This is a genomic window from Succinivibrio dextrinosolvens DSM 3072 (genome assembly GCF_900167015.1).
GTDB lineage: Bacteria > Pseudomonadota > Gammaproteobacteria > Enterobacterales > Succinivibrionaceae > Succinivibrio > Succinivibrio dextrinosolvens.
In genome coordinates, this window is record NZ_FUXX01000010.1 from 1 (window position 1) to 24370 (window position 24370).

24 protein-coding genes and 1 tRNA gene are annotated in these 24370 nt (G+C 39.3%); 11 read left to right on the forward strand and 14 right to left on the reverse strand.

All coding sequences use genetic code 11. The annotated features are described in order from the left end of the window. The 5 genes from B5D46_RS04120 to B5D46_RS04140 all read right to left on the reverse strand — a co-directional run. Positions 1-207, reverse strand: a 207-nt coding sequence (locus tag B5D46_RS04120) for a hypothetical protein (RefSeq protein WP_200805013.1), incomplete at its 3' end; no start/stop codon positions are given. A gap of 168 nt (positions 208-375) precedes the next feature. Then, the gene (locus B5D46_RS04125) at positions 376-1497 is read right to left on the reverse strand and encodes an ABC transporter substrate-binding protein (RefSeq protein ID WP_078928362.1); all 1122 of its coding nucleotides are present in this window, start codon (positions 1495-1497) and stop codon (positions 376-378) included. A gap of 209 nt (positions 1498-1706) precedes the next feature. Beyond that, positions 1707-1783: transfer RNA gene (locus B5D46_RS04130), tRNA-Met, on the reverse strand. Positions 1784-2366: 583 nt separating this feature from the next. Next, on the reverse strand, positions 2367-2690 hold the full coding sequence (locus tag B5D46_RS04135; RefSeq protein ID WP_031491126.1) for an early set domain-containing protein: 324 nt from the start codon (positions 2688-2690) through the stop codon (positions 2367-2369). Positions 2691-3166: 476 nt separating this feature from the next. Further along, complete coding sequence (locus B5D46_RS04140) at positions 3167-3865, reverse strand: DNA mismatch repair protein MutH (protein ID WP_078928363.1); 699 nt, start codon at positions 3863-3865, stop codon at positions 3167-3169. A gap of 157 nt (positions 3866-4022) precedes the next feature. On the opposite strand from B5D46_RS04140, the gene rppH reads away from it, so the two are divergent. From rppH to B5D46_RS04175, 7 genes are read left to right on the forward strand one after another with little or no spacing between them, the layout of a single operon-like run. Continuing rightward, positions 4023-4553, forward strand: a complete 531-nt coding sequence (gene rppH / locus B5D46_RS04145) for an RNA pyrophosphohydrolase (protein WP_078928364.1) — start codon at positions 4023-4025, stop codon at positions 4551-4553. Positions 4554-4555: 2 nt separating this feature from the next. Continuing rightward, complete coding sequence (ptsP, locus tag B5D46_RS04150) at positions 4556-6832, forward strand: phosphoenolpyruvate--protein phosphotransferase (protein WP_078928365.1); 2277 nt, start codon at positions 4556-4558, stop codon at positions 6830-6832. A gap of 16 nt (positions 6833-6848) precedes the next feature. After that, the gene (locus tag B5D46_RS04155) at positions 6849-7643 is read left to right on the forward strand and encodes a thymidylate synthase (protein WP_031491122.1); all 795 of its coding nucleotides are present in this window, start codon (positions 6849-6851) and stop codon (positions 7641-7643) included. Beyond that, a complete protein-coding gene (locus B5D46_RS04160) occupies positions 7643-7909 on the forward strand; it encodes an FAD assembly factor SdhE (protein ID WP_037972158.1) in 267 nt (88 codons plus the stop codon). Before B5D46_RS04155 ends, B5D46_RS04160 begins: the two co-directional genes overlap by 1 nt. After that, complete coding sequence (locus tag B5D46_RS04165; RefSeq protein ID WP_078928366.1) at positions 7909-9249, forward strand: DEAD/DEAH box helicase; 1341 nt, start codon at positions 7909-7911, stop codon at positions 9247-9249. The genes B5D46_RS04160 and B5D46_RS04165 overlap by 1 nt, the downstream gene beginning before the upstream one ends. Before the next feature lie 39 nt (positions 9250-9288). Then, the gene (gene nagA, locus B5D46_RS04170; RefSeq protein WP_078928367.1) at positions 9289-10452 is read left to right on the forward strand and encodes an N-acetylglucosamine-6-phosphate deacetylase; all 1164 of its coding nucleotides are present in this window, start codon (positions 9289-9291) and stop codon (positions 10450-10452) included. A 4-nt stretch (positions 10453-10456) separates the two neighbouring features. Beyond that, entirely contained in the window at positions 10457-11398 is a 942-nt protein-coding gene (locus B5D46_RS04175) for a MurR/RpiR family transcriptional regulator (RefSeq protein WP_078928368.1), read from the forward strand. A gap of 103 nt (positions 11399-11501) precedes the next feature. Here the strand turns inward: B5D46_RS04175 and B5D46_RS04180 are convergent, their stop codons facing one another. From B5D46_RS04180 to B5D46_RS04205, 6 genes are all read right to left on the reverse strand, one after another. Continuing rightward, the gene (locus tag B5D46_RS04180) at positions 11502-12380 is read right to left on the reverse strand and encodes an aldo/keto reductase (RefSeq protein WP_078928369.1); all 879 of its coding nucleotides are present in this window, start codon (positions 12378-12380) and stop codon (positions 11502-11504) included. Next, on the reverse strand, positions 12377-13663 hold the full coding sequence (locus B5D46_RS04185; RefSeq protein WP_078928370.1) for an NTP/NDP exchange transporter: 1287 nt from the start codon (positions 13661-13663) through the stop codon (positions 12377-12379). The genes B5D46_RS04180 and B5D46_RS04185 overlap by 4 nt, the downstream gene beginning before the upstream one ends. A gap of 100 nt (positions 13664-13763) precedes the next feature. Further along, a complete protein-coding gene (locus B5D46_RS04190; protein ID WP_200805014.1) occupies positions 13764-14945 on the reverse strand; it encodes an iron-containing alcohol dehydrogenase in 1182 nt (393 codons plus the stop codon). Between the two features lie 55 nt (positions 14946-15000). Continuing rightward, positions 15001-15828 (reverse strand): SDR family oxidoreductase, encoded by an 828-nt coding sequence (locus B5D46_RS04195; RefSeq protein WP_078928372.1) that lies wholly within the window; start codon positions 15826-15828, stop codon positions 15001-15003. 9 nt (positions 15829-15837) lie between these two features. Continuing rightward, complete coding sequence (locus tag B5D46_RS04200) at positions 15838-16428, reverse strand: flavodoxin (protein ID WP_078928373.1); 591 nt, start codon at positions 16426-16428, stop codon at positions 15838-15840. 18 nt (positions 16429-16446) lie between these two features. Further along, entirely contained in the window at positions 16447-16965 is a 519-nt protein-coding gene (locus tag B5D46_RS04205; protein WP_078928374.1) for a flavodoxin, read from the reverse strand. A 119-nt stretch (positions 16966-17084) separates the two neighbouring features. Between B5D46_RS04205 and B5D46_RS04210 the strand changes: the two genes are divergently transcribed. Beyond that, entirely contained in the window at positions 17085-17975 is an 891-nt protein-coding gene (locus B5D46_RS04210) for a LysR family transcriptional regulator (RefSeq protein ID WP_078928375.1), read from the forward strand. A 110-nt stretch (positions 17976-18085) separates the two neighbouring features. Here B5D46_RS04210 and B5D46_RS04215 read toward each other — a convergent pair whose 3' ends face one another. The 3 genes from B5D46_RS04215 to B5D46_RS04225 are packed head-to-tail and all read right to left on the reverse strand — an operon-like array spanning position 18086 to position 20441. Then, on the reverse strand, positions 18086-18943 hold the full coding sequence (locus B5D46_RS04215; RefSeq protein ID WP_078928415.1) for an aldo/keto reductase: 858 nt from the start codon (positions 18941-18943) through the stop codon (positions 18086-18088). A gap of 16 nt (positions 18944-18959) precedes the next feature. Continuing rightward, positions 18960-19811 carry an aldo/keto reductase gene (locus B5D46_RS04220; RefSeq protein ID WP_078928376.1) on the reverse strand — a complete coding sequence of 284 codons (852 nt, stop codon included), beginning with the start codon at positions 19809-19811 and terminating at the stop codon, positions 18960-18962. Positions 19812-19823: 12 nt separating this feature from the next. After that, positions 19824-20441 carry a TetR/AcrR family transcriptional regulator gene (locus B5D46_RS04225; protein WP_078928377.1) on the reverse strand — a complete coding sequence of 206 codons (618 nt, stop codon included), beginning with the start codon at positions 20439-20441 and terminating at the stop codon, positions 19824-19826. A gap of 514 nt (positions 20442-20955) precedes the next feature. Between B5D46_RS04225 and B5D46_RS04230 the strand changes: the two genes are divergently transcribed. The 3 genes from B5D46_RS04230 to B5D46_RS04240 all read left to right on the forward strand — a co-directional run bounded on the left by B5D46_RS04230 (position 20956) and on the right by B5D46_RS04240 (position 24369). Then, positions 20956-21807, forward strand: coding sequence for a NifB/NifX family molybdenum-iron cluster-binding protein (locus B5D46_RS04230; RefSeq protein ID WP_159443018.1), 852 nt, complete (start codon positions 20956-20958; stop codon positions 21805-21807). Continuing rightward, positions 21804-22679, forward strand: coding sequence for a radical SAM protein (locus B5D46_RS04235; protein WP_078928379.1), 876 nt, complete (start codon positions 21804-21806; stop codon positions 22677-22679). The genes B5D46_RS04230 and B5D46_RS04235 overlap by 4 nt, the downstream gene beginning before the upstream one ends. 73 nt (positions 22680-22752) lie before the next feature. Beyond that, entirely contained in the window at positions 22753-24369 is a 1617-nt protein-coding gene (locus B5D46_RS04240; RefSeq protein WP_078928380.1) for a nitrogenase component 1, read from the forward strand. Position 24370: the final 1 nt, after the last annotated feature.

Here is a 24370-nt window from a genome sequence, read left to right on the forward strand (position 1 = left end):
ATGCTCTTCCATAAAGGCATCTGTCCATTCAATAACGCCTTCAACTCCACCACCAATAATCTTACCTACGGTCTTATTCTGACCGGCAATACGTCTTGGCTGTTTAAGCTCCTTATCCCAGGCAATCTTATACGTGGATACATACTTGTACTTGCCCTGACCAACAACCATTAAAGGAGGAAGCTTAGGAATTTCAACAACAGCCATAATGTCACCTATATAAACACATATATTATATGTTTATATTATAATACAAAAATAAAGGAAAAGCTTATGTTTCTGCACTTTTCCTTAAAATTTAATTCCGTTATGTGTTTAAATTAACAAAGTTACGGTTAAGACAAAGAAGCTCAGATTTTATATCTGAGCTTTTTTTTAATTGAGTTTCATGTAGTTGTTCTTCTTGTATTCAATTGATTTATCAAGATACATTCTTGTTGTTTCACGTTTGAATGATTTACCGAAGAAACTAAAAGGATTCATTGTCTTTGAATAAAGTTTTTCAAATCTTTTTGCTATATTTGCTTCTAACAGATCCATGGCACTATTATATTGATCTGTACTGGTGAACATGGAGATCTGTTCTTCAAGAGTGAAAACCGGATGGGCTTTCAGATCATAAATACAGAAGTCCTCATAATACACTTTACCTGTATAGACTCTCAGGAATTCCTTATAACTTAATATCAGCTTGAATACATCTTCGATCTGTAGTCTTGCTGCTCGTTCGTACAAAGCAAGAAATTTTGAAAGAACCTCTGGGTTCTTCTCTGCATAGTCGTAATCAGAAACGAACACCACAGGGACGAATGCTGCAACATGTGCTGAATTGGATACAATCTGATATCCGTTTTTAAGAGCCTCATAGTTTTCTGGTGACCAGAGTACTACGCCATCTGCGTCTTTACTGTTTACCTTGCTAATAATATCTGGAGTTTGGGTATCAATTATATTTACATCATCTTCTGTAAGCCCAAAGATGTTCAACCAGTTAGCAAGTGTATAATCGCTTGATGTTCCCTTTCGCAGATAAAAGTTTTTTCCTCTAATGGAATCCGGATCTCCATAGATGTAAGGAAAATCTTTAGACCATCCTCTGGTTTTAAGTATGTCACTGTTATTTGGAACCAGGATATCAGTTGCATTGGATTCATCGTTTGCAATTCCGATAATCTTGATCGGGACATTCTCAGAACTTATAAAAGCAGGAACAGCGCCGATTGCAGTTATATCCCATGCAGAAGAATCATTGCGTTTTGCTTCCAGAACATCTGTACCGGATGAATTAATAATTGTTAGATCGATATCAAGACCCAGCTCTCGATCCCATCCCTGTAGTTTTGCATACCAAAGAAGAAAACCCTCATGCTCTAAAAGAGTTGTAACTTTTACATGTTCAAATTCTTCTGTGTATTCAGACTCAATAGCTTGGGCCTGAGTGTAAAGAATGCTAGATGTAATCCCTAACAGTAGGGTATAGAGGATCTTTTTAATCATTTTGATTTCCGGTATCTAATGATTTAGCTGGTCTTTGTTATAAGTTACAGCTGTATATATTTGAATTTTAGGATATAAATATATCAAACACTTCCTAATATATAGAATATGTTGATAACTTCAAGTAATTCCTAGAAAAACAAGTGAAATGATCAGAAAAAGGGATGTGTTTAGATAAAAAAAAAGTTCGCATTTGCGAACTATCTGATTGGTTGCGGGGGCAGGATTTGAACCTACGACCTTCGGGTTATGAGCCCGACGAGCTACCGAACTGCTCCACCCCGCGTCAACGATGTATATAATATTCATTTAGCTAATTATTGTCAAGCATTTTGTGACATAAATTAAATTTTTTTTATAGCATTAAATAAAATAACTTTATAAAACAATAAGATATAGTTTATTAAAATTTAAACTAAAACGTATTTTGGAGATTCTTATGATTAGAAGGAAAAAATGAATAGTAAAAAAAATTGTCGAGCTTCCTTCTCTGAGTATCTATTGTCTTATCTCTTAAAATGATCTGATCAACTTATAAGGACAATTAAGATGGATGAAAGATCATTTTGTGTAATGATTAAAAATCAATCTAATTAAATGTATAAAAAGATGAGCCTGATTTTTTTTGTTGATGAAGTTCACAGTTTTCTATATATTAAACAAAAAATCGGTTAAAAGGTGAAAATATTACAAGTTGTATAACAAATTACATGTTTTGCATGCTGATATACATAAATTAGTACACGTAAACCTTTATTGTATGCGCATTCTGAATTTTGAACGGTCAGGTTAATATTGTGTAATCCAAATATAAAAAAACCGACGTAACTAAAAGTACATCGGTTCTTTCTTGATAACAGATTTAATTACTAATCACGAACAGCTGAGAAAACTGAGTTGTCTCCGCCGAAAGGATTTGATACGTACTGTTCAGCATCCCAGTCGTTATCATACTTAACAGAATTGTCATCAAAAGTGTATTTGAATCTGTACTGATATGATGGCTTCTCACCTTCTGGAACAGTAATCATACCCTTGAAAGTGCCGTTCTTCTGTGGCTTCATAGCAACAGCCTGCCAGCCGTTATGCTCGCATAGAAGATCAATTTTAACAGCACCCTGAGCTGCAGCTTTCTTAATAGTGAAAGTAACGTTTACCTTTGCGTCTTTTGTAAATTTCTTAGAAACGCTCATCGATAATTTCCCCTTTAAAAATGTTAAGCACCGATCTTGTTAAGTAGCAAACGTTGATCCGGTACCCCACTAAGTTCGATTTCATTGTAATCCTAATTGGTACAAAAATAGTAATATTTTTAAACAGATAGAATATATACATATCAAATATGTGACGAACTGTGTAATTTTAAATATTGGATAAAATGAAAATTACTTACATTTTGTGGAGTTAACTTATTGATCTTATAGATAAAACTTTTCTTATTAGGACAATGAAAGTATTATATGGTGGTTAATATAACTAACATTTTAGTTTTAAAAATATATTTATAAAACAATATGTTATCTTGCAAGAAAAAATGTGTTTGTTTAAGTTTAGAGTTTTCTTGCACAAATTTGGTGAGTATTTAATGTGACTTTTTAGCATTATGCTCGTTTGTTGTTTTATTTTTGCCCGTCTTAATCGGATTTTTCTGTATCTCTTCAGATGGATGTCAATGTGCAAGAATATTCTGTTGTATTAGTTTCTTTGTATAGGCTCTTCTCATATAAAAACCTCTTGGTCTAGTTCTTATAATCTCTCCATTCGGACCTATACATTCTGTCAGAACTTTTCCATTGGCACCCTTTGGTCTCATCTGAATAATCTGTCCTATACGGGCAGTTATTCTTTCAACATTACCTGTTTTAACCATTTCGTAAAGTTCGTTGAAATCGTTTCTGAGAATATTAAGTTCTTCCATGGATGGAGTGTAGAAGAAATACCCCAGTACTATTCTGTCATTAAAATCCAGATCTCTTGATGCACGAACCAGAACGAAAAGAACCCTGGTTATCTTTGAGTAAAGAGGGGAACTCTCAAAAGTGTAGTGCCGAATGTCATTGAGGGGCGCATAGCATAGAAAAGTTGATTCCAGAGGGGATAGAGAATCATCTACTGGAATTGTTTTAAGCTCTACTCCAAGTTCTGGAAAATCCGGAATTGACTGGTTAGCTGCGCTGGCGCCAAGACATTTCTCAATCAGCTCTCCTGCAAAGCCCTTTCCGTGAAGTGTATCTATCGGCATTGGAACATTTGCTGATTCAGCTAGCTGAGTTAGTGATTTTCCGACGATGAAGTTTAATCTGTTAATCAGTTCCTCAAAATTTTCAGGAGGAAAAATCTGGTTGTTTTGCTGTTTTGACAGTCCCATTTTCTATTCCCAAAAATCGAGTGTTCAGAATAGTAATAAAAAAGAGTTTTTACGTGATCTACAAAGAGCTTTGTAATGCCCCTATCTGTTATAATATCACACAGTATAACTTTGCAGTTTGCAAATAGTTTAAAAGATAAAGATCAGGCGGTTTTTAGTGATTGATAAAGACGGATTTAGGCCAAATGTTGGCATAGTAATCTGCAACCGCTCAGGTCAGGTTTTATGGGCTCGACGTATCAGACAGAATTCCTGGCAGTTTCCTCAGGGAGGCGTGGATTCAGGTGAATCTCCAGAGAGTGCCATGTACAGAGAGCTCTATGAGGAGCTTGGCTTAACCAAAAACGATGTAACTCTATTGGCTAGTACAAAGTTCTGGCTTAAGTACAGACTCCCTAAAAGACTGGTCCGCTGGAATGAGAAACCTTTATGTATCGGACAGAAACAGAAGTGGTATTTGCTTTGTTTGAACAAGGATAAATCTGAACATATTGAATTTAACCGCAAAGGTCATCCTGAGTTTGATGACTGGCGTTGGGTAAGTTACTGGTATCCGGTCCGGCAGGTGGTTGCATTTAAAAGAGATGTGTATCGACAGGTGCTGAGTATATTCTCTCAGATAGCACTCTTCGGTCCGCACTTAGGAAATAATTATAAAAAGAATACCCGAACGAGGAGGGTAAGGTAGCTATGTCTGAAAATCAGAATTCAATATTGCTAGCCCTACGAAAAATAATTCAGGAGGTATCTTCCAAGAAATCCTTTGAGGATGCCATAAACACACTTGTAGATTTGATAAGAGATGCGACAAGCGCTGACTGCTGTTCTCTGTATCTGGTTACCCCAAGAAAGAATTATCTGAAACTTGCGGCAACAGAAGGTCTGCAGAAGGATTCCATTGGAAAAGCTTCACTGCAGATCGGAGAGGGTCTTGTAGGACTTGTTGCGCAGAAGCAGGAGCTTATAAATCTTGCTAACGCGCCAGAACATCCTAACTTCAAATATCTTCCAGATGTTGGAGAGGATGAGTATCAGTCATTTCTTGGTGTGCCTGTAATCAATCAGGGTGAGCTTTTAGGTGTTCTGGTTATTCAGTGCAAGGAAAACCGTGTATTCGGTGAACAGGAAGAGACCTTACTTATTACTCTTTCAGCTCAGATTGCTTCGATTATTTCCATTACAAGAACTCTAAAGGAAAACGAGGATTTCAGAGTATCCCGCTACAAAGGTAAGAGAGGTTCTGGTTCAATTGCCATTGCTCAGGCTGTGGTATGGAAACCACCTGTAACCTTTGACACTATTCAGACTATGTATTCTGATGAAAAGGATATTCAGTCAGAGCTGTTCCATCAGACAATCTTCCAGCTGCAGATGGAAATGGATAGAGCAAATCTCTATCTTCAGGAGAACTCACTCTCACAGGCATCTTCAGGTTATATGTCAGGTTATGGCAGCATGCTTGATGATCCTTCATTTGAGGATGAGGTTGATTCAGAAATTTTTGAAAATGGTTACGTTGCCGCTACTGCAATCAAGGTTGTAACCATGAGAAGAATCAAAGCTGCAGAAGACGATGGGCATAAGGAAAAGATTAGGGATATGCGGGATTTCGCCTCAATCCTGATCACAAGACTGGTACATCTGGCTCCAAAGGAGACAGAGCTGTCATCACCAGTAGTTCTGGTGGTTCAGAGTATGCCTGCTGCGCTGGTTGCCGAGATGACCCGCGACAAGATTGCCGGCTTTATCTGTATTGACAGCGGCACCTCATCTCATACTGCTATTCTGGCAAGGGATTTAGGTATCCCTGCGGTTATTGGCGTTAATATTGATATCAACGATCTTGACGGTAGAACCATTATTGTTGACGGTCAGAATGCTGAGGTTCTGATTGACCCATCATCAAGTGTGATTGATGAGTATATGCAGCTGGTTGCCGCATCAAAGAAGCAGAATGATATGTTTAATGCTGGCAAGTATGAAAAGGCAGTAACTCAGGACAGCAAGGAAATCTGCATTCAGCTTAACGCAGGTTTGAATCATGAGGATGACGACCTTCCTGCTCAGACTGACGGTATCGGTCTGTACAGAACGGAAATCTCCTTTATGCTGTGTGATTCTCTACCTTCAGAGGAACAGCAGGTTGGCTGGTACAGAAATCTTCTGTCAAAGTTCAAAGGTCTTCCTGTATGCATGAGAACTCTGGATGTCGGCGGAGATAAGGCTCTGTCCTATCTGCCAATCGAGGAGAACAATCCTGCCTTAGGATGGAGAGGTGTACGAGTCTGCATTGATCAGCCTAATATTCTGAAGACTCAGCTTCGAGCAATGCTTCTTGCCAACAAGGACTTTGGCAATCTTGAGATCATGATTCCAATGGTTTCAAGACTTGAGGAAGTTGTTATTGTAAAGAGAATTCTGAATGAGGCTTTTTATGAAATCGAGGAAGAAACAGGATCCAAGATCCCAAGACCTCGTTTTGGTGTGATGATTGAGGTTCCATGTGTGGCCTTTATGCTTGATGAGCTGGCCGCAGAGTGTGATTTCTTCTCAATCGGTTCAAACGATCTGATTTCATATCTGTTTGCTGCAGACAGAGCAAATCCAAAAGTATCAAAGCTTTTTGATGCATTTAATCCTGCTGCGGTAAGATACCTGAAGTATCTTATCGACAGAGCAACATCTCTGCAGAGACCTATTTCAGTCTGCGGTGAAATTGCAGGATCCCCAATCGGCTGTATGCTGCTGATGTCATTGGGCTATACCAAGCTTTCAATGAATTATTCACAGATTTCTATGGTTAAGTATATTGTTAAGAATATTAACCTTCAGGATCTGCAGGCTGTTGGCAAACAGGCAATGGCTTTGAATTCGAGTGTCAAAATCAAGCAGCTGTATATTGAGTACGCAAAGTCAAAGGGCCTGTACTCAATCATTGACACATTATCTTTAAGCAAGAATCGTTAATTTTTAGGAGCAACAGGTGCAGGTATATCTTGATTTATTAAAGAAAATCATGGAAGAGGGTACTGACCGTGAGGACAGAACCGGTACTGGTACAAGATCAATCTTTGGTACCCAGATGCGTTTTGACCTTTCAAAGGGCTTTCCTCTGGTAACTACCAAGAAGTGTCACTTAAAATCAATTATTCACGAGCTGTTATGGTTCATCTCAGGTTCAACCAATATCAAGTATCTTCAGGAGAACGGTGTTCGCATCTGGAATGAGTGGGCTGATGAGAACGGTGATTTAGGTCCTGTTTACGGCAAACAGTGGCGTGATTTTGAAACTCCAGACGGACGTCATATCGACCAGCTTTCAAATGCAATTGATATGATTAAACACAATCCAGAGTCCCGCAGAATTATTGTCTGTGCATGGAATCCTTCTGATGTTGACAGAATGGCTCTACCTCCTTGTCACACTCTGTATCAGTTCTATGTAGCAAACGGCAAGCTGAGCTGTCAGCTTTATCAGCGTTCTGCAGACATGTTCCTGGGTGTTCCTTTCAACATTGCCAGCTATTCACTTCTAACCATGATGATCGCCAAGGAATGCAACCTTGAGTACGGTGATTTCGTATGGTCCGGCGGTGATACTCATATCTACAAGAATCATTTTGAGCAGGTTCAGCTTCAGCTTACACGTACTCCAAGACCTCTTCCTCAGATGAACATTCTTCGTAAGGCTCCATCTATTTTTGATTACAAGTATGAAGATTTTGAGCTGGTAGGGTATGATCCACATCCTGCTATTAAGGGAGTTGTATCTGTCTAATGATTGAGGTTTCAGGAAAAGTTAAGTGGCAGTCAAGACGCGGTATGCGCGAGCTTGATCTGATGCTGCTGCCATTTGTAGATCAGGACTTACAGAACTGTGATGAGAAGTTCCTTGCAGATTATGTTGATCTGCTTGAGGCTTCTGATCTTGAACTTGTAAGATGGTTCAACGGTACCGAAATGGCTGATACACAGTCACGCCGAGATGTGATTGATTATATTAAGAAATGCCATGCAACTCGCATGGGTAAAGAGGGCGTTTAATGCAATTTTCCGAATTAGGATTACCAGATTTTCTAGTTGAAAACATTGAAAAATTAGGTTGGGAGACACCAACCCCTGTCCAGACTTTGGTTCTGCCAAAGGCACTGGAAGGCTTTGATATTTTAGGCGGAGCTCCTACCGGTACAGGTAAGTCAGCTGCTTTTTTACTGCCTATCATTGCCAGACTTTCTCTTGAAAAGAAGAGCGGAGTCAGAGCAATTATTCTGGAGCCTACAAGAGAACTTGCAATGCAGGTCGAAAGTGTCTGCTCTGAGCTTATCGGCGGATTTAATGATTTAAGCGCCGGCACCATTATCGGTGGCGGTTCAAGAGAAGTTCAAAGAGAGAACCCAAGCTCAATTATTGCTGCAACACCTGGTCGTCTCATTGAGTACATCGAGAAGGGCTGGATTGATACATCAACAGTTGAAATGTACGTAATTGATGAAGCTGACAGAATGCTGGACATGGGCTTTAGAGATGATGTAGCAAAAATCACCCGCGAGCTTTACAACAGATATCAGACTCTTCTGTTCTCTGCAACCTTGGAAGGTTCAGGTATTGATGAGTTTGCTTCTTCAGTTTTGAATGATCCAATCGAGGTTAGACTTGGTGTAGGTGGAGAGGAAGATGAGGTTCTTCCTGAATTTTTGCAGTCCCGCGCATATTATGCAGCAGGAGATCCTCAAAAAATTAGAATTCTGCACCATCTGTTGACTACTATTAAAGGGAAGTCAATTGTTTTTGTTAAGACCAAGGAACGTCTGCAGAGACTTGATGCCAGCCTTCGTCGTCTTGGATTCAAGTGCGCATCCATTCAGGGTGACCTGTCAATGAATGAAAGAAAGGCGGCCATTAAGAATTTTGCTTCAGGTGATAAGGACATTCTGATTGCAACTGATGTTGCTGCAAGAGGTCTTGATTTGCCTGATGTAACTCATGTCTATAACTTTGATATGCCAGCCAATGCTGCTATCTATGTTCATAGAGCGGGCAGAACTGCCAGAGCAGGTGAAAAGGGTGTAGTTACCACTCTGGTTATGGCAAACGAAATTGCTTTCTTAGAGAAGCTTGAACGCTATACCGGTAAGGATATTGAGAAGCGCGCCATTAAGAACATCTGCGCTCAGTTCCCTACAAGTAAGAGCACCGGTCATCATCAGTCCGAGAAGAAACGCTCAAGAGCATCAATCGGCGGTAATGGTGGCTTCGATAAGAAAAAGAAAGAAGAAGACAAGAAGACACATAAGAAAGTTAGACTGCGTGATAAGAAAAACAAGGGTAAGCCGGACTTTGCTGCAAAACGTGCAAAAAAGGCTGCCAGAGCTCGCAGTGAATAATAAATAACCATTCCTTTCATACAGATATAAGGACGAACTATGGCTGTTACCGTTTTGAGAAATGCTCAGCTGCATATAACCTCTGAAGAGTTTGTTGACGTAGATACCGTTGCGATTATGGATCATAGAATTGTTCCTATGAGTCCTGCTCTTCTTGAAGACGGTACAGCTGAAGAAATTGATGTTAAAGGCTGTCATGTCTGTCCTGGCTTTATTGACCTTCTGGTAAACGGATGTGCTGGTGTTTCATTTTCGCAGAATCCATCCATCGATACTCTTGAATCAATGAGAAGGTGGCAGACTTCTCATGGAACAACAACCTTTGTTCCAACCATGATTTCTGGTCCTCGTGAGAATCTGTCAAAGGCCATTGCTGCAGTTGCCGAATTCAAGGAAAAGCATCCTACAGTATGTCCAGGTCTGCACATGGAAGGTCCTTTCATTTCAAGTAATCATCCTGGATTCCAGCCATCAGGCTACATCAGACCATATACCCAGGCAGATTTTGATTTCTTTGTGGAAAACAGAGATACCCTGGCATATGTAACAATTGCTCCTGAGGTAGTAAGACCAAAGGGAATTGTTGAACTTCTAGCCAACAAAATCAAACTTTCTATCGGCCACAGTTCTGCTACCTACTATGAGGCAATGCAGGCATTCAAGGCTGGTATTACCAATGTAACCCATCTGTATAACGGTATGAAGTCTCCTGTTGGTAGAGAGCCTGGTCTTGTAGGTGCAGCTCTACAGAGTGAGAAGGTCTTTGCTTCAGTAATTGCAGATGGTAGACATGTTCATCCTGCACTGGTAAACCTTGCTCATAAGATTTTAGGCGACAGATTCTATATTGTTTCAGATGCTCAGTCAGTAGCCGGAATGTCTAAAGCTCCATCAAGCTTTGTTCTTGGCGGTACAGAAATCTTTGTGGATCATAAGCGCGGTCTTATTGATGCTAAAGGTTCCTTTGCCGGTACTACAATCTCAATGTTCGACGGTGTTAAATTCCTGGTCCAAAGCTGCGGCTTTTCTCTTGATGACGCTCTGCGTGCTGCAACCTATGCTCCTGCAAGAGCTCTGGGACTTAATGAATACGGTCGTATCGAAGGTGGCTTTATTGCTGATATGGTTGTATTTGACGATGAATTTAAGATTCAGTATGTTGTACAGAATGGCTACGTAAAGAATAGTTTAGAGTTGATTTAATTATATGGCTTCAAATATCTTAGACAGAATTGCAAACGAAACTGAACTGACAAAATCAGAACGTAAATTAGCCTCAATTATTCTGAAGAATCCTGCATCAGTTATTAACGAGAACATTGCTCAGCTGGCTAAAAGAGCCGGTGTTTCAGAGCCATCTGTATTCAGATTCTGCAAGCGCTTCGGTGCAGAGGGATTTCCTGCTTTTAAGCTGGTATTAAGTTCTCTTGTGTCTTCCCAGAACCTCAAAAAGATCGAGAGTGTAAAGCAGGGCGATACAGTAGGGGATATTGCTTCAAAGGTTATCGATGGCGCCAAGGTTAGCGTATCTGCAACCGAGAGAAATGTCGATGAGGCAATGTTGGCCCGCGTTATTGATGTGGTAAGTCAGTCTCATCGCATTGTGGTTATATCTCAGGGCTTATCCTCTTTTATAGCAGTTGATTTTGTAAACAGAATGCTTAATCTTGGTTTTGCATGTGAATCCTACACTGACAGAAACTCAATGCTGCTTGCCTTGTCAACATTGCGTCTTGGAGATGTAGTCATAGCTTTTTCTTCAACAGGCTGCAACAGGGATATCCTGGATATGGCAGATCTCATTAAGGCCAATAGCGCCTGCCTGATTGGCGTATGTCCTGATGATTCAAAACTATCTGAAAAAGCCGATTTGATTCTAAAGTCATCAGACAGTGTTGATATAACTAATGACTCTGTATTCAGCAATCGCCTGTCTCTACTTCTTTTATCACAGATGATCATAGGTGGTGTAATGCTGCGACGTGGTATTGCTATCTCTGATCTTAAAGATAAGGTTGTGTATGCCAGAAAGAAAGCTTATGCCTATGAGATTGCTCCTGATGATGATATTCCTCCTGTACAGGAAGATGAGGATGATGGCTCTATAAAGCCTGGAGCTCCTATTACAACATTGGATTGGCGATACTGATTAATAGTTTTTAATGCCGCTTTTTTTGTTATCTTCAGTTTAAAAAAAGCAAGAGACTCATCTCCAGCATATTGCCACCAATCTGCTGGAGGTATTTGTTAGTCTAAATATCCCATAAGGCATCATCGCGATTTAAAGCATCAATCTGCTTCATTTCTTCATCGTTTAACTGAAAATCCATTATTGAGATGTTTTCTTTTATATGTGCAGGATTCTTTGATCTAGGAATAGTGATGATTCCTCTTTGAAGATCCCATCTTAGAATAACCTGAGCTGAGCTTTTTCCATGAGCTTTAGCTATATCAGCAATTACAGGATCTCTCAAAAGCCCCTGTCTTCCAGCGCCTAAAGGAGACCAGGCCTCAACCTTTACACCTTCTTTCTCATATTCTGCAACTGTAGGATATTTTGAGTTGTAAGGATGTAACTCTACCTGGTTCAATACCGGTTTAATCTTTGCAATCTTAAGAATGCGCCTTAAAGCCTCCGGACTGTAATTGCTAAGACCAATAGATTTGAACTTGCCTTCCTGAACATATTCTTCCATGATTCTCCATGCCATCTCATCATTAGAAAATGGCCAGTGAATAAGAACCAAATCTATCTTTCCTCCAAGATTCTTTAAACTTCTGTCTAAAGAATCTCGTATATTTTTTTCACTGGATCCATTTGAAGGATTAAGTTTTGTAGTGATATAGAACTCTTCTCGTGGAATACCGCTATCTAATACAGCCTGATAGGTTTCACTCTCGTTTCTGTAGTACTGAGCCGTATCAATCAGCCTGTACCCTAATTTAATTGATTCTGTTACAGACTTATAGGCTTCCTGTCCGTTAAGCTCCCAGACTCCGCAGCCTAACTGGGGTATTCTGGAACCATCAGACAGGGTTAGATAAGGCATATCATTTTCAACGGAAGCTGCACTAACACTAGCTCCTAAAGAAATGCCAGCAAGTAAAGGGAAAAAATGTTTTAGTTTCATAGTTTCTCCTGAGACTTATGGGTGAAAAGTTTTGAAAGATATAACGCATTAATAATCCATACAATAGCCATTATTGCTCCGGTTGCAAATGATAGAATCATGCCTCCTAAAGCTTCAGCTCCCTGAGTTAGAAAGGCACTGAATACATCTCCGCCTCTATAGATTACAGTGTCAATGAAGTTCTTGGATTTATATTTCTCATCCAGACTTACAACGCTAAAAAGCATTTCCTTGCCAGGACGTACCAGCGCATATTCTCCTACTCTGCGAACAATCATTGCCAGAACAATGACCGAAAGAACCGGTATAAACATCAGTACCACAAAACAGACAAGAATCAGCACAGGAACAACCGCAATTAGAGGCTTTAGTCCAAATTTATCTGCCAAACGGCCTGTAATAAATAACTGCAGAATAATAGTGGCTGTATTTACTATAAGATCTATAACCGAGAAGACAAAAGTCTGTTCTGACTTATCTGCAAATGAATCTGCAATAATTCTAACCTGAGCAAAATATAGAAAGGTGTTGGCCGTTGATGCCAGAATTACAAAAGTGGCAATCATAAGCAGGTATCTGGATTTAAAGGTGCTTAAAAATCCTTCAAGTATACTTCCGTTGACTCTTCTTTTCAGATAGTCATTTACACTCTGTGCTGACTCATCCGTATCATACTGTTCTGACCTTATGGAAAAAAGAAAATATACAGCCAGCGATGCAAGGGCAAGAAAGGCTAGGGAAATCAGTATTAACGGAAAAATCCCCGTGTATTTAACCGCAGTTGCGGTGATCATAGGACCGATAATTGAACCTGCGCTTGATCCTGATGCTGCAATGGCAAAGAGTCGCCTGCTCTGAGATGGTTTCAGAATGTCATTTAAAACACTCCATCCTAGAGAAATCACAGCAAGATTGTAGACAGAAAGCCAGACATAAAATGTTCTTCCTGTAATTACAGGTGCAATTTCATGAGCCATCAGATAGGCAAATAATAGAAGATTAGCTCCGAAAAAAGAGAATACAACAGGAAGTATTATCTTTCTTGAAATTTTTCCCAGGACGTAAAAATAAGGGATCTGTACGGTAATAGAAACAGCAAAGGTTGCTGTGAATAACCACTGAAGACTATTTACACCGCTGGTAATACCCATGGTGTCTCGTACAGGACGCAGAACAGAGTAGGAACAGAAAATACAGAAAAAAAGCAGAAATGCTAACACAGCATAACTTCCTTCTTTTTTCTTAAGGTTCAGGACACGGTCAAGAATAGACTCTAAGTTCATAGTCAGTTTGCTTCCTGTCTGTTTTCAGTTTTGCAAAGTCTTTTAACTTAACAAGCTGTTTCCATTCTTTTATTATGCGAAGGAAACAGCTAAAGTTCTGTTACAGCGACATCTTTAAGATTTCTACAACATCCCTTTCTTCCAAAGTTGCCAGAGCACTAAGTTTTCCCTGACCGAAAAGACCATTGCAGCAGTTGTGAGCCATTACTTCAAATTTTGAGTCATCAATACCAAGGTCAGATAATCTGGATGGAAGTCTGAAGGTTTCAAAATAAAGTTTAGCCAGAGCATCTGCTGTTAGTTTTGCTCCTTCCTTAGCTTCAAGTCCTGACTTAACGTTCAGGCAGTTAACTCCAAGACGGTAGATAACAGGTGCAGTTTCATCATTTATAATATAGCGCAGATAGTTAGGAGTCAGAATTGCCAGTCCATGTCCGTGAGTAATATCATAGAATGCTGATAATTCATGCTCAATTGCATGAAGAATAGGGGACTGCATTACACCGCAGTACATGAAGTCATTTAGAGCCCATGAAGAAGCCCACATCAGATTTGCTCTTGCTTCATAATCTGAAGGATTCTCCAAAGCTATAGGAGTGTATTTTATAACTGTCCTTAGTACTTCTTCCTGAATATTTACAAGCATTTCCATCTGTTTCTGCTTAGAGAGATATGCTACATCAAAGATGTGAGACATGATGTCTGCACTGCCGGATGCGGTCTGATATTCATTTACCGAATAAGTAATCTTAGGATCCTCGAATGATACCTTTGGTCTGATATTTTCGTGTATCAGCCCACTCTTTATATTAAGCTCCATATTACTTAATACCGAGCCACAATCCATTTCAGAACCGGTTGCTGACAAAGTAAGTACAGTTACTATTGGCAATGTTTTTTCAATTGGATATTTGCCTTCTACAAGATCCCAGACATTATCTGTCTTAGAAAATACAGTTGCAGAAATTCCTTTTGAACAGTCAATTGTGGAACCGCCACCTACAGCAAGAATTGCACTTATATTATTCTCACGGCAGATCTTTACACCCTTGTTTACAGTGGTGTGGCGAGGATTAGGTTCTACTCCGCTAAGTTCAAAGGTTTCAATTCCACTGTTCTTTAAATTACTGATGATCTTGTCATAAAGTCCATTTTTCTTGATGGAACCGCCGCCGTATACCAGCAGAACCTTCTTTCCCAAATTGAGTAGTTCAGGAGCAAGATTCTCTAATTCTTCATCTCCAAAATATACCTTGGTTGTATTCTGAAATGTAAACTTCATAATTTCCTCTCATCAATTTGTTCTTAAACAGTAAAAATAATCTTCTAAATCGTTTTTAAGGCTGAAGTGGACCGTAATAGTAGGAGGCAGTAGCTCCGCCATCAGCTAAAAATGTTGAGCCTGTAATAAAAGCTCCTTCATCCCCCAAAAGCAGTTTTGCTATGGTTGCAATTTCATCTGCGGTTCCAGGTCTTCCTGCAGGACATTTTCTGAACATATTTTTATAAAAATCACCGCGAGGACCGTTGAACTCGTCTATAGCCAGTGGAGTTACGATAATTCCAGGTGCAATTGCGTTTATTCTTGCTCCTCTTTCTCCCCAGCGAACAGCCTCGTACATAACTCTTTTCTCATTGCAGCGTTTGGCAAGCTGATATGCATGAAGCGTATCTTTTATGTTTTCTTTTTTGAGAACATCTAATGATAAAAGTTCTGATGGAGCTGTTGTTGCAAGTTCCCGATCCTGCTGAGGAGTAAGCTGAGGCATTCTGAATCCTGACTGACTGGAAATTGTTACGCCTGAACCTCCTTTAGCAATCACCTTTCCAACTTCCTCTAAAAGAACTGCTGTACCATAGAGATCAACCTTAAGAATAGTTTCAACAGAAGCCTGAGAAGGAGAAACACCTGCTCCATTCACAAGGTATTTTATTTCTCCAAATTCAGATGCTTTTGCTATGAACTTTATAATTGAATCTTTACTTGAAAGATCCATTGTCACAGGTTCAACGTCAAAGCCTGCTTTATTCATAATGTCAGCAATTGCTTTGCAGTTATCTGGATTCTTATCTCCTAATACTATTTTTTTTCCAAAGCCGGTACGCCTTGCTATAGCCATACTTATCTGACCAGCTCCTGTTACAAGCATTACTTCCTGTGTCACATTTCACCTCTATTTTTCAAGTGATAACATAAACTTCTTAACTTCGGTTTCCGCAAATGAACGATCGTTCTGTACCTGACTACCCTTTAGAGCCAAACCTGGTAAGACCTTTGCTGTCTTGAATTTATCTTTTAGTATTAAATCAAAGCTTGCCAGTCCACTTCCCTCATGAGTTGCAAATGGAATCAACGTTTTTCCGTTTAAATCATTTTTTTCAAAGAAGGTATACATAATCATTGGATAGTCTCCCCACCATACAGGAGAGCCAATGTATACGGAGCTGTAGGAACTAAGATTTTCTATTTCACCAATGTACTCAGGACGAAGTCCCTTTTCCTTTTCATCTCGTGCCAGTTCTGTCAGTTCACGATAAGGAAGGTTGTAGTTATTTTTCTTAGGTTTTATTTCGAAGGTATCTGCATTGAGTTCTTTTGCAATTATTTTTGCCACAATTGCAGTATTTCCTTCTGTTATATTTCCGTTAAACTGGTTTCCTGATCTTGAAAAATAAACAACCAGTGTGTCAGAAGCTATTGCCTGAGATATGCAAAATAAAGAAAGTACTCCTGTAATAATTAGAGCCTGTAGATGTTTTAACATTGGTAACTCCTATTTTGGTTATACAAGATTTCTTTGTGCCCAGTCAGATACCGTTTCAAAAGAATCAGGAGCACTGCTTCCAAAAACAGCCAGTCCTTCACCGATTTCTGCTCCGTGACAAAGGTTCTTTAAGGTACGAACTGAACTGCCAAGACCGCTACCTTCATGTGTCATTACTGAAAAGACTTTCTTTCCTGTAAAATCGAGCTTCTCAAGCTGAGTCATGACGGCACATGGAAAGGTTCCCCACCAGCATGGACCTGCTATTACAATGTTTTTGTACTCTGAAATTGAATCTACGTATTCAGTAAGCTCTGGTCTTGAGTTGTTTTTCAGTTCCTCTTTTGCTTCCTCTGTACAGGTGGTGTAATCATCGCTGTACTTCTTTACTGTTTTTATCTCAAACAGATCTGCTCCAACCGCTTTTTTTATAAATTCGGCAACATATTCGGTGTTACCTTTCTTAAGGTTAACAATTGAACCGCGAGAATAATTCTGACCTTTTCTTGAGTAGTAAATAACGAGTGTCTTATCCATATATCACCTCTCTTTTAATAGAAAGAATAGATTTGTTTTCATGAACAATCAATTTGATATAAAGGCTTTATTGATAAGTATTAATTATCAATTTATACTTCATTAAAGGAGGAGCGAGTATGCTGTTACGTCAAATGAAATACTTTAAAGCTGTCGTGGATCATAAGAATTTTTATGATGCTGCCGAGGCATGTAATATTTCTCAGTCAGCAATTTCACAACAGATAAAAGCATTGGAAGATGAGTTGGGAGTTCTTCTTTTAAGACGGCATAACAGAACCTTCTCTCTGACAGAAGCAGGGGAATTGTTTTATCGAAAATCAACAATTATTCTGTCTGATGTAAACGTCCTTCTATCAGACATTAGACGACAGGTTCAGCATAAAGATGAAAGCCTCAGAATTGGTTATCCTGTAAATTTTGCAGATGAACAGATTATCAACAGTGTTTCAGTGTTTAAAAAAAGATATCCTGATGCAGTTCTTGAGCTTGAAAGCGGTAATCACGAAAGATTATACGAGCTATTAAAAACAGGAAAGGTCGATATTGCAATCAATGATCAGAGACGAGCTTTTTCGGATGATTACCTCAATATTGAACTTACAGCCTTTCCTCTAAGTGTCGAAATATCAATGTATCATCCTTATGCAACTTTAGATGTGGTAGAAATTGAGGATCTCAAGAATTTTCCGTGTATTCTCATTGCAGATAAATCTCAGGAAGATACCGAATTTACCTACTATCATGACATCATCGGTTTTGTAGGTGATTTTATATTTGCAAGAAATCTCAACGAAGCAAGACTTATGGTAACCTCTGGTAAAGGGATAATGCCGGTTGAGGGAAGAGTAACAGTTCCAAATATTTCTTCTACGGTAAAAAGGTTAAGCCTTCTGAAAAATGGACAGATTATCAACAGAAAATACTGTGCTTTTAGTAAAAAGTCTCCTACAGGATATAACGTCCTTGAGTTTATTGAGGAGCTGAAAAAACAGTTCCAAAATCAATAAATAAAGAATAGAGCGTATTACTGTTTTTTCTGCTATTTAACTCTTAAATTTGTTTTGCAGTTAAGAATGATAAATAGCAGAAAGCAAAGAGATATCAGAATCTCTGGCACCTAATCATCTCTGTGAACATCAAAATTGGCAAGTAACCATTCTCCAACTCCTGGATTATCGGGATTATGAATCCCTTTTTCCTGATTTAGAGTCTGTATCATTTTCATTTCATCTTCTGCAAGTGAAAAATCAAAGATCTCTAGATTCTCTTTAATCCTGTCGGTATGAGTAGATTTAGGCAGAATAATTACTCCCATCTGATTTTCAAAGCGTAAAACAATCTGGGCTACTGTTTTGTTGTATTTTGCAGCTAATTCTTTTATTACAGGATTATCGAGCAGAAGTTTGTTACCCTGATAAAGAGGAGCCCATGCTTCAAGAAGAACCTCGTGTTTACTCATTAGAGAACTAAGTTCTTTCTGTTGCATCATTGGATGATACTCAACCTGGTTTACAGCTGGAATTACACTAAAACAGTCTTTGAACTTATCCCAGATCTTAACCGTCATATTGCTTACGCCGATCGATTTTATCTTTCCTGCTTTCTGTGCTTCTTCCATTGCTCTCCAGGCTTCATCTACTTTTCCGTATGGCTGATGAATCAGATATAAATCGATATAGTCGAGGTTAAGCTTTTCAAGTGATTTATCAATTGCTTTTACTGCATCTGCATAGGCATAATCCTGTAGCCAGAGTTTACTGGTAACAAAGATTTCATCGCGCTTAATACCAGAATCATTTACCGCTTTGCCGACTTCTTTTTCATTGAAGTAGGCAACTGCAGTATCAATGTGTCTATATCCTAGATTCAGGGCTTCCTTTACCGCCTTGTATGTGGAACCGTCGGCCGGTATCTGGTAGGTTCCAAAACCAATTGCAGGTATCCTGTTACCGTCATTTAATGTAAATGTCTGCATAAAAACTCCCGTTTCTTTAATCATGAATTCTGTGGCTACCTATACTGATGGCGATATCTGGATTCATTTCATCGTATATTGTGCTTTTCTTTGTATCCAGCTTTTGGATGTTTAAGAGATCTTCCTCATCAAGCTTAAAGTCGAAAATATCAAAATTAGATATGATTCTTTCTTTATGTGATGATTTTGGGATCACAGGAATATTTCTCTGGATCAGCCAGCGTAGCATTATCTGAGCTGTGGTTTTATTATGTTTTCTGGCAATTTGTTCCAGGATCTCGTTTTTAAATACGTTGTTGTTGCCTTCAGCGAAAGGTGACCATGCTTCATGCACGATGTTATGTTTTACCATGAAATCATGTGCTTCCTGCTGCTGCAGCCATACATTGGTCTCAATCTGATTTACAGCTGGTTTTATTTCATTGTGAGTGAAGAGATCTGCCAGTCTTTCATTCCAGAAACTGGTAACTCCAATGGCTCTGATTCGACCTTCTTTATAGAGTCTTTCCATTGCTCTCCAGGAACCGTAGTAATCACCATAAGGCTTATGGATTAGGTACAAATCAAGAATATCCAGCTTCAGTTTCTTCATAGAGGTATCGAAAGCTCTTAGAGTGTTGTCATATCCATGATCCTGAACCCATAGTTTTGTGGTTATGAATAGCTCTGAGCGATTGATTCCGCTTTGAGAAATAGCTTCTCCTACAGCTTCCTCATTGAAGTAAGCTGCGGCGGTATCTATCAGGCGATATCCGGTTTCAAGAGCATCATTTACTGCCTGTACTGCATCCTTGTGCTCAGGAATCTGAAAAACACCAAACCCCAGCATCGGCATCTTTACGCCATTATTTAGATTGATATATTCCATAGAGTTTCCTTTTTATTTTTTCAAGTAAGTTGTCAGGGCAGGGGTTAAAAAATCTGAGATGTAACTTTTGATCCTGCCTGATCCGATTACTTTGCTATCCGACATGCACCAGATAGTCATCAGCCCGTAGAGATGTGCGTTTATCTGAACTGTAAAGTCTTCAATAGGGAAATATTCTGATAATTCACCATGTTTCACAGCATCTGCAAATACTGAATACAAAGCCTTATTGTCATACTGGTATTTTGTAAACTGTGGTTCTTCAGGCATTGGCAGAGGTTTTATGTTATTTCTTGTCCACTGCCTGCATGTTTCAATGCCGGCTCTTTCAATTGCCAGAAGAAAGTTTTCACAGTAATACTCAAGTCTTTCGATCAAAGTTTTATCTTTCATCTTGATAACTGTCTGCGCCAGAATATAGAAATCCAGTTTGTTGAGTTCTGAAATAACATCTTCTTTCTTTTTGAAGTATGTATAAAAGGAACCGGTACTTACCTTGGCTTCCTTTGTAATTTCGCTGATTGAGATTTCATCAAATCCTTTTTGGGACAGGAGCTTTTTTGCTGCATTAACAATTTTCTTTTTTGTTTCTAATGCATCCTGCTGGCGTTTTGTTAGCTTTTCACTCATGATGACTCCTTTTTTTGTATATTATAATATATATTGAATAAAATTCAATGAATATGATTCAATGAACCTTATTCATCATAATCATCAATTAAAAGTGAATCATCATAATGGTGTTTTTTTGTTTTATAACAAAAAGATATAACTGAATATAAAAAAATAGAATTGGCATTATAAAAAAAATATTCAGATAATAGAGTAAACAAAAAAAGCGTTGCTTTATATAAAAAGATTAGAAAGAAATTCTAATTAAAAAAATAGTAGTACCTAGAAAAGAGTATTAAAACATGCAAAAGTTCAATCAGTTATTTACAGCAGAAGCTGACCGAGGAGAGAAGTTTTCTAATGTTCTCTCCGATATCAATTCCATCAATTTCATTTCTTCTCAAATGTGCAGATGCAGTTGCATGTGTAAATGCAAGTGTTAATCAGTCAAGCTGAATAAATCAGTTCAATTTAAAAAATATTTTTCCTTAATCGTATATACAGATCAGTTATGGCTGGTCAGGGGGATTTTATGTCCTTTAAAATTGCAGTCGCAACATCAGATGGTATCAATATTGATACCGAATATTCAAAAGCTACAAAGTTTCTCATTCTTAATGTAGATGACGAAGGTAACTATCATAGTGAAGGGTATCTGCATAACTACAGTATTAGTATTGATGGCTGCGGTTCATGTGTAGGCTGCCACGGTGGATGTCAGGCAAATGAAACTGAATTTCTCTGGGAATGCAGCTATGTTCTTGCAACGTCGTTTTCTCATCGCATTACCAAGCTTCTCAACCGTATTTATATTGATACTCTTGAGGTTAATCTCCCTATAGAGAAAGCATTGCCTAAGGTTATAGCCTTTGAGAACAGAAGATCAAATTTTGGAAAAAATCTGAAAACTTCCGTATGGGTACCACCAAGAAATGCTACTGAAGAATATGTTCCTCAGAATGACTCTTCAGCTGATAACACCAATGCTGTTACTGAGAAAGAAAGTGTTCAGTTTTCACCTGCTGTTTCTAACAGGACAGGTCTGACCAGAGTTGCAGTTGCCAGTTCAGATGGAAAGGTAGTTAACAGACACTTTGGTCATGCCCAGGATTTTTATATTTATGAGCTACGTGACAATCTTGCCTACTTTCTTGAAAAGCGCTCTGTTCAAAGCTGCTGCAACGGTGGAGGCCACACTATTGACTCCTTTAATTCTGTAGCTTCTGTAATTTCTGACTGTAAAGCGGTAGTGGTCGCGAAAATCGGGCAGGGTGCTTCTTCATTTCTTGAAAACAAAGGTTTCGAGGTATTTGAGGCTCCTTACCTTATAAGCAGAGTCCTGGACAAGATAATCAAAGACAGATTGCTGGAGTCTGCCGCATGACCGCTAATTATCAGGAACTCTGCCTAAAACATCCATGCTACGCAAAGGGAAAGAAAGCTCAGACAGGAAGAATTCACCTGCCTGTAAGTCCGGGCTGTAATATCGGCTGCAGATTTTGCGACAGAAAATTCAATGATTATGAAAAGCGCCCAGGAGTGTGCAGCTCGATTTTAAAACCAGCAGAAGCTGTGGAAGTTGTCAGAAAATCTCTGGAGCTGTGTAAGGATATCACTGTTGTCGGAATTGCAGGTCCCGGTGATACCCTGGCTACTCCATATGCACTGGAGACTTTTCGCCTTATCAGAAAGGAATTTCCAAAGCTGTTTCTTTGCATGAGTACCAATGGATTACTACTAGAGGAGAAAGCAGAAGAAATCATAGAAACCGGGGTTGATTCGGTAACTGTAACGGTTAACGCGGTTGATCCTGTTATTGAAGCTTTGTTGAACAGCTTCGTTATCTACCACAGAAAAAGATATGAGGGAGTAGAGGGAGCAAGACTGTTAATTGAGAAACAGCTTAATGGCATAAGAAAGCTAGCTAAAGCAGATGTGACGGTCAAAATCAATACCGTTCTGGTTCCAGAGATAAATCTTTATCACATTGAAACTATAGCAAAAACCGTAAAGGAAGCCGGAGCGTCAATCTACAACATTATCCCGTTAATCCCTCAGTACGAGCTATCAATGTGCTCAGTGCCAAACTGTGCACAGATAGATTCATCAAGACGACTTGCGGAAAAGTATCTTGATGTTTTTAAACACTGTCAGCATTGTAGAGCTGATGCAATTGGCGTTCCTGGAGAAAAGGACTTCAGTTCCGAGATTTACAGCAGAAAGCTTAATCTTGCTGAAACCTTTTCCCATGGATAGATGATTCACTGTGTTTTAGCTTTTACCGGCACTAAAAATTAAACAACAACCAGAAAGGTTGATGGAGAACACAATGGCAAAAAAAATAAATCTTGAAATGAGCGCGGTAGAAAACCGTGAAATGAGACTGGGTACCATCATCGGATGGGATGGTCCTGCCTCAGAGCTTGTAAAAGATTCAAACTATATAGAACGATCACAACGTTTTGAAGGAATTAAAACATCTGGCTGCGCAGGCGGATGCGGTTCAAGAAAGGCTTGTAAACTCTGTGAGCTTAACTCTCCTTTGAATCAGCAGACAATGTGTGCAAACGCAATTGTTGAGTGTCAGATTGGAAATATCACCGACTGTATTCTGATTCAGCATGCTCCAATTGGCTGTTCTGGCGATAATCCATGGTTTAATCTGGCTTTTAACATGGGATTAGGTCGTCGTAATAAACCACCTCAGAATTTGAAAATCTACAGCACCAATCTGCTTGAGAGTGACATGGTTTTCGGCGCTTCTGACAAGTTAAGAAGAACCTGTCGTACGGTATTTGAGCGTGAGCATCCTAAGGCAATCTTTATCTCTATGGCCTGTGCTACAGCAATTATTGGTGAAGATATCGATTCTATCGCAGATGAAATGGAAAGTGAGCTTGGGATTCCTGTGGTTCCTCTTCACTGCGAAGGCTTCCGCTCAAAACACTGGAGTACTGGTTTTGATGTTTCCCAGCATGGTGTGGTTCGCCAGATTGTAAATAAGAATCCTGTTAAGCAGAAAGATCTTATCAATATCGTAGCCCTCTGGGGAACAGATTACTTCACTCCTCTCCTAAAACCATTAGGTCTCAGAGTCAATTACATGATTGATATGGCAAGCTTTGATGAACTGCGTCAGGCCAGTGAAGCAGTAGCTACTGCAACCTTCTGTAATACTCTTGGCTCTTATATGGCTACAGCCTTGGAGCAGGAATATGGTGTTCCTCAGATTGATGCTCCTCAGCCATACGGTTTTAAGGGAACAGATGAATGGTTAAGAGCAGTTGCTCATGTGGTAGGCAAGGATGACATTATCGAAGATTACATCAGCTCAGAGCACGAAAGGGTTCTTCCTAAGGTGAATGAACTTCGCGAAAAGTTCAAGGGAGTTAAAGGCTTTGTAATGACAGGTTCTGCCTATGCTCATGGTCTTATCACTGTGTTAAGGGAGCTTGGAATTGAAGTTGATGGCTCCATCGTCTTCCATCATGATCCGATCTACGATGGTGCCGGTGTTCATCAGAATACTCTGGAGGAACTTGTAAATACCTATGGTGACATTAAGAACTACACCGTAAGTAAAACTGAAGCTTATCAGCTATCTAATATCTTCAACCGAATCGAGAAACCTGATTTTGTAATCATTAGACATCAGGGCCTTGCACCTGAGGCGGCAAAACTAGGTATTCCTGCTCTTGCTATGGGTGATGAGCATATCCCTGTAGGTTATGACGGTCTGATTCGCACTGGTGAAATCATTCTTGACATTATGGCAAGAAAGAAATTCAACCGTGTGCTCTCAAAGCACATTAAGCTTCCTTATACCGACTGGTGGCTGTCTCAGAGTGATCCTTTCCTTTTATCTCATGATCCTAAGGCTCTGGATAAAGTTGTTCCGCTTGAGAATGATGTTGATTATGAAGATGAATTAGACGAGGCTGTTTAAA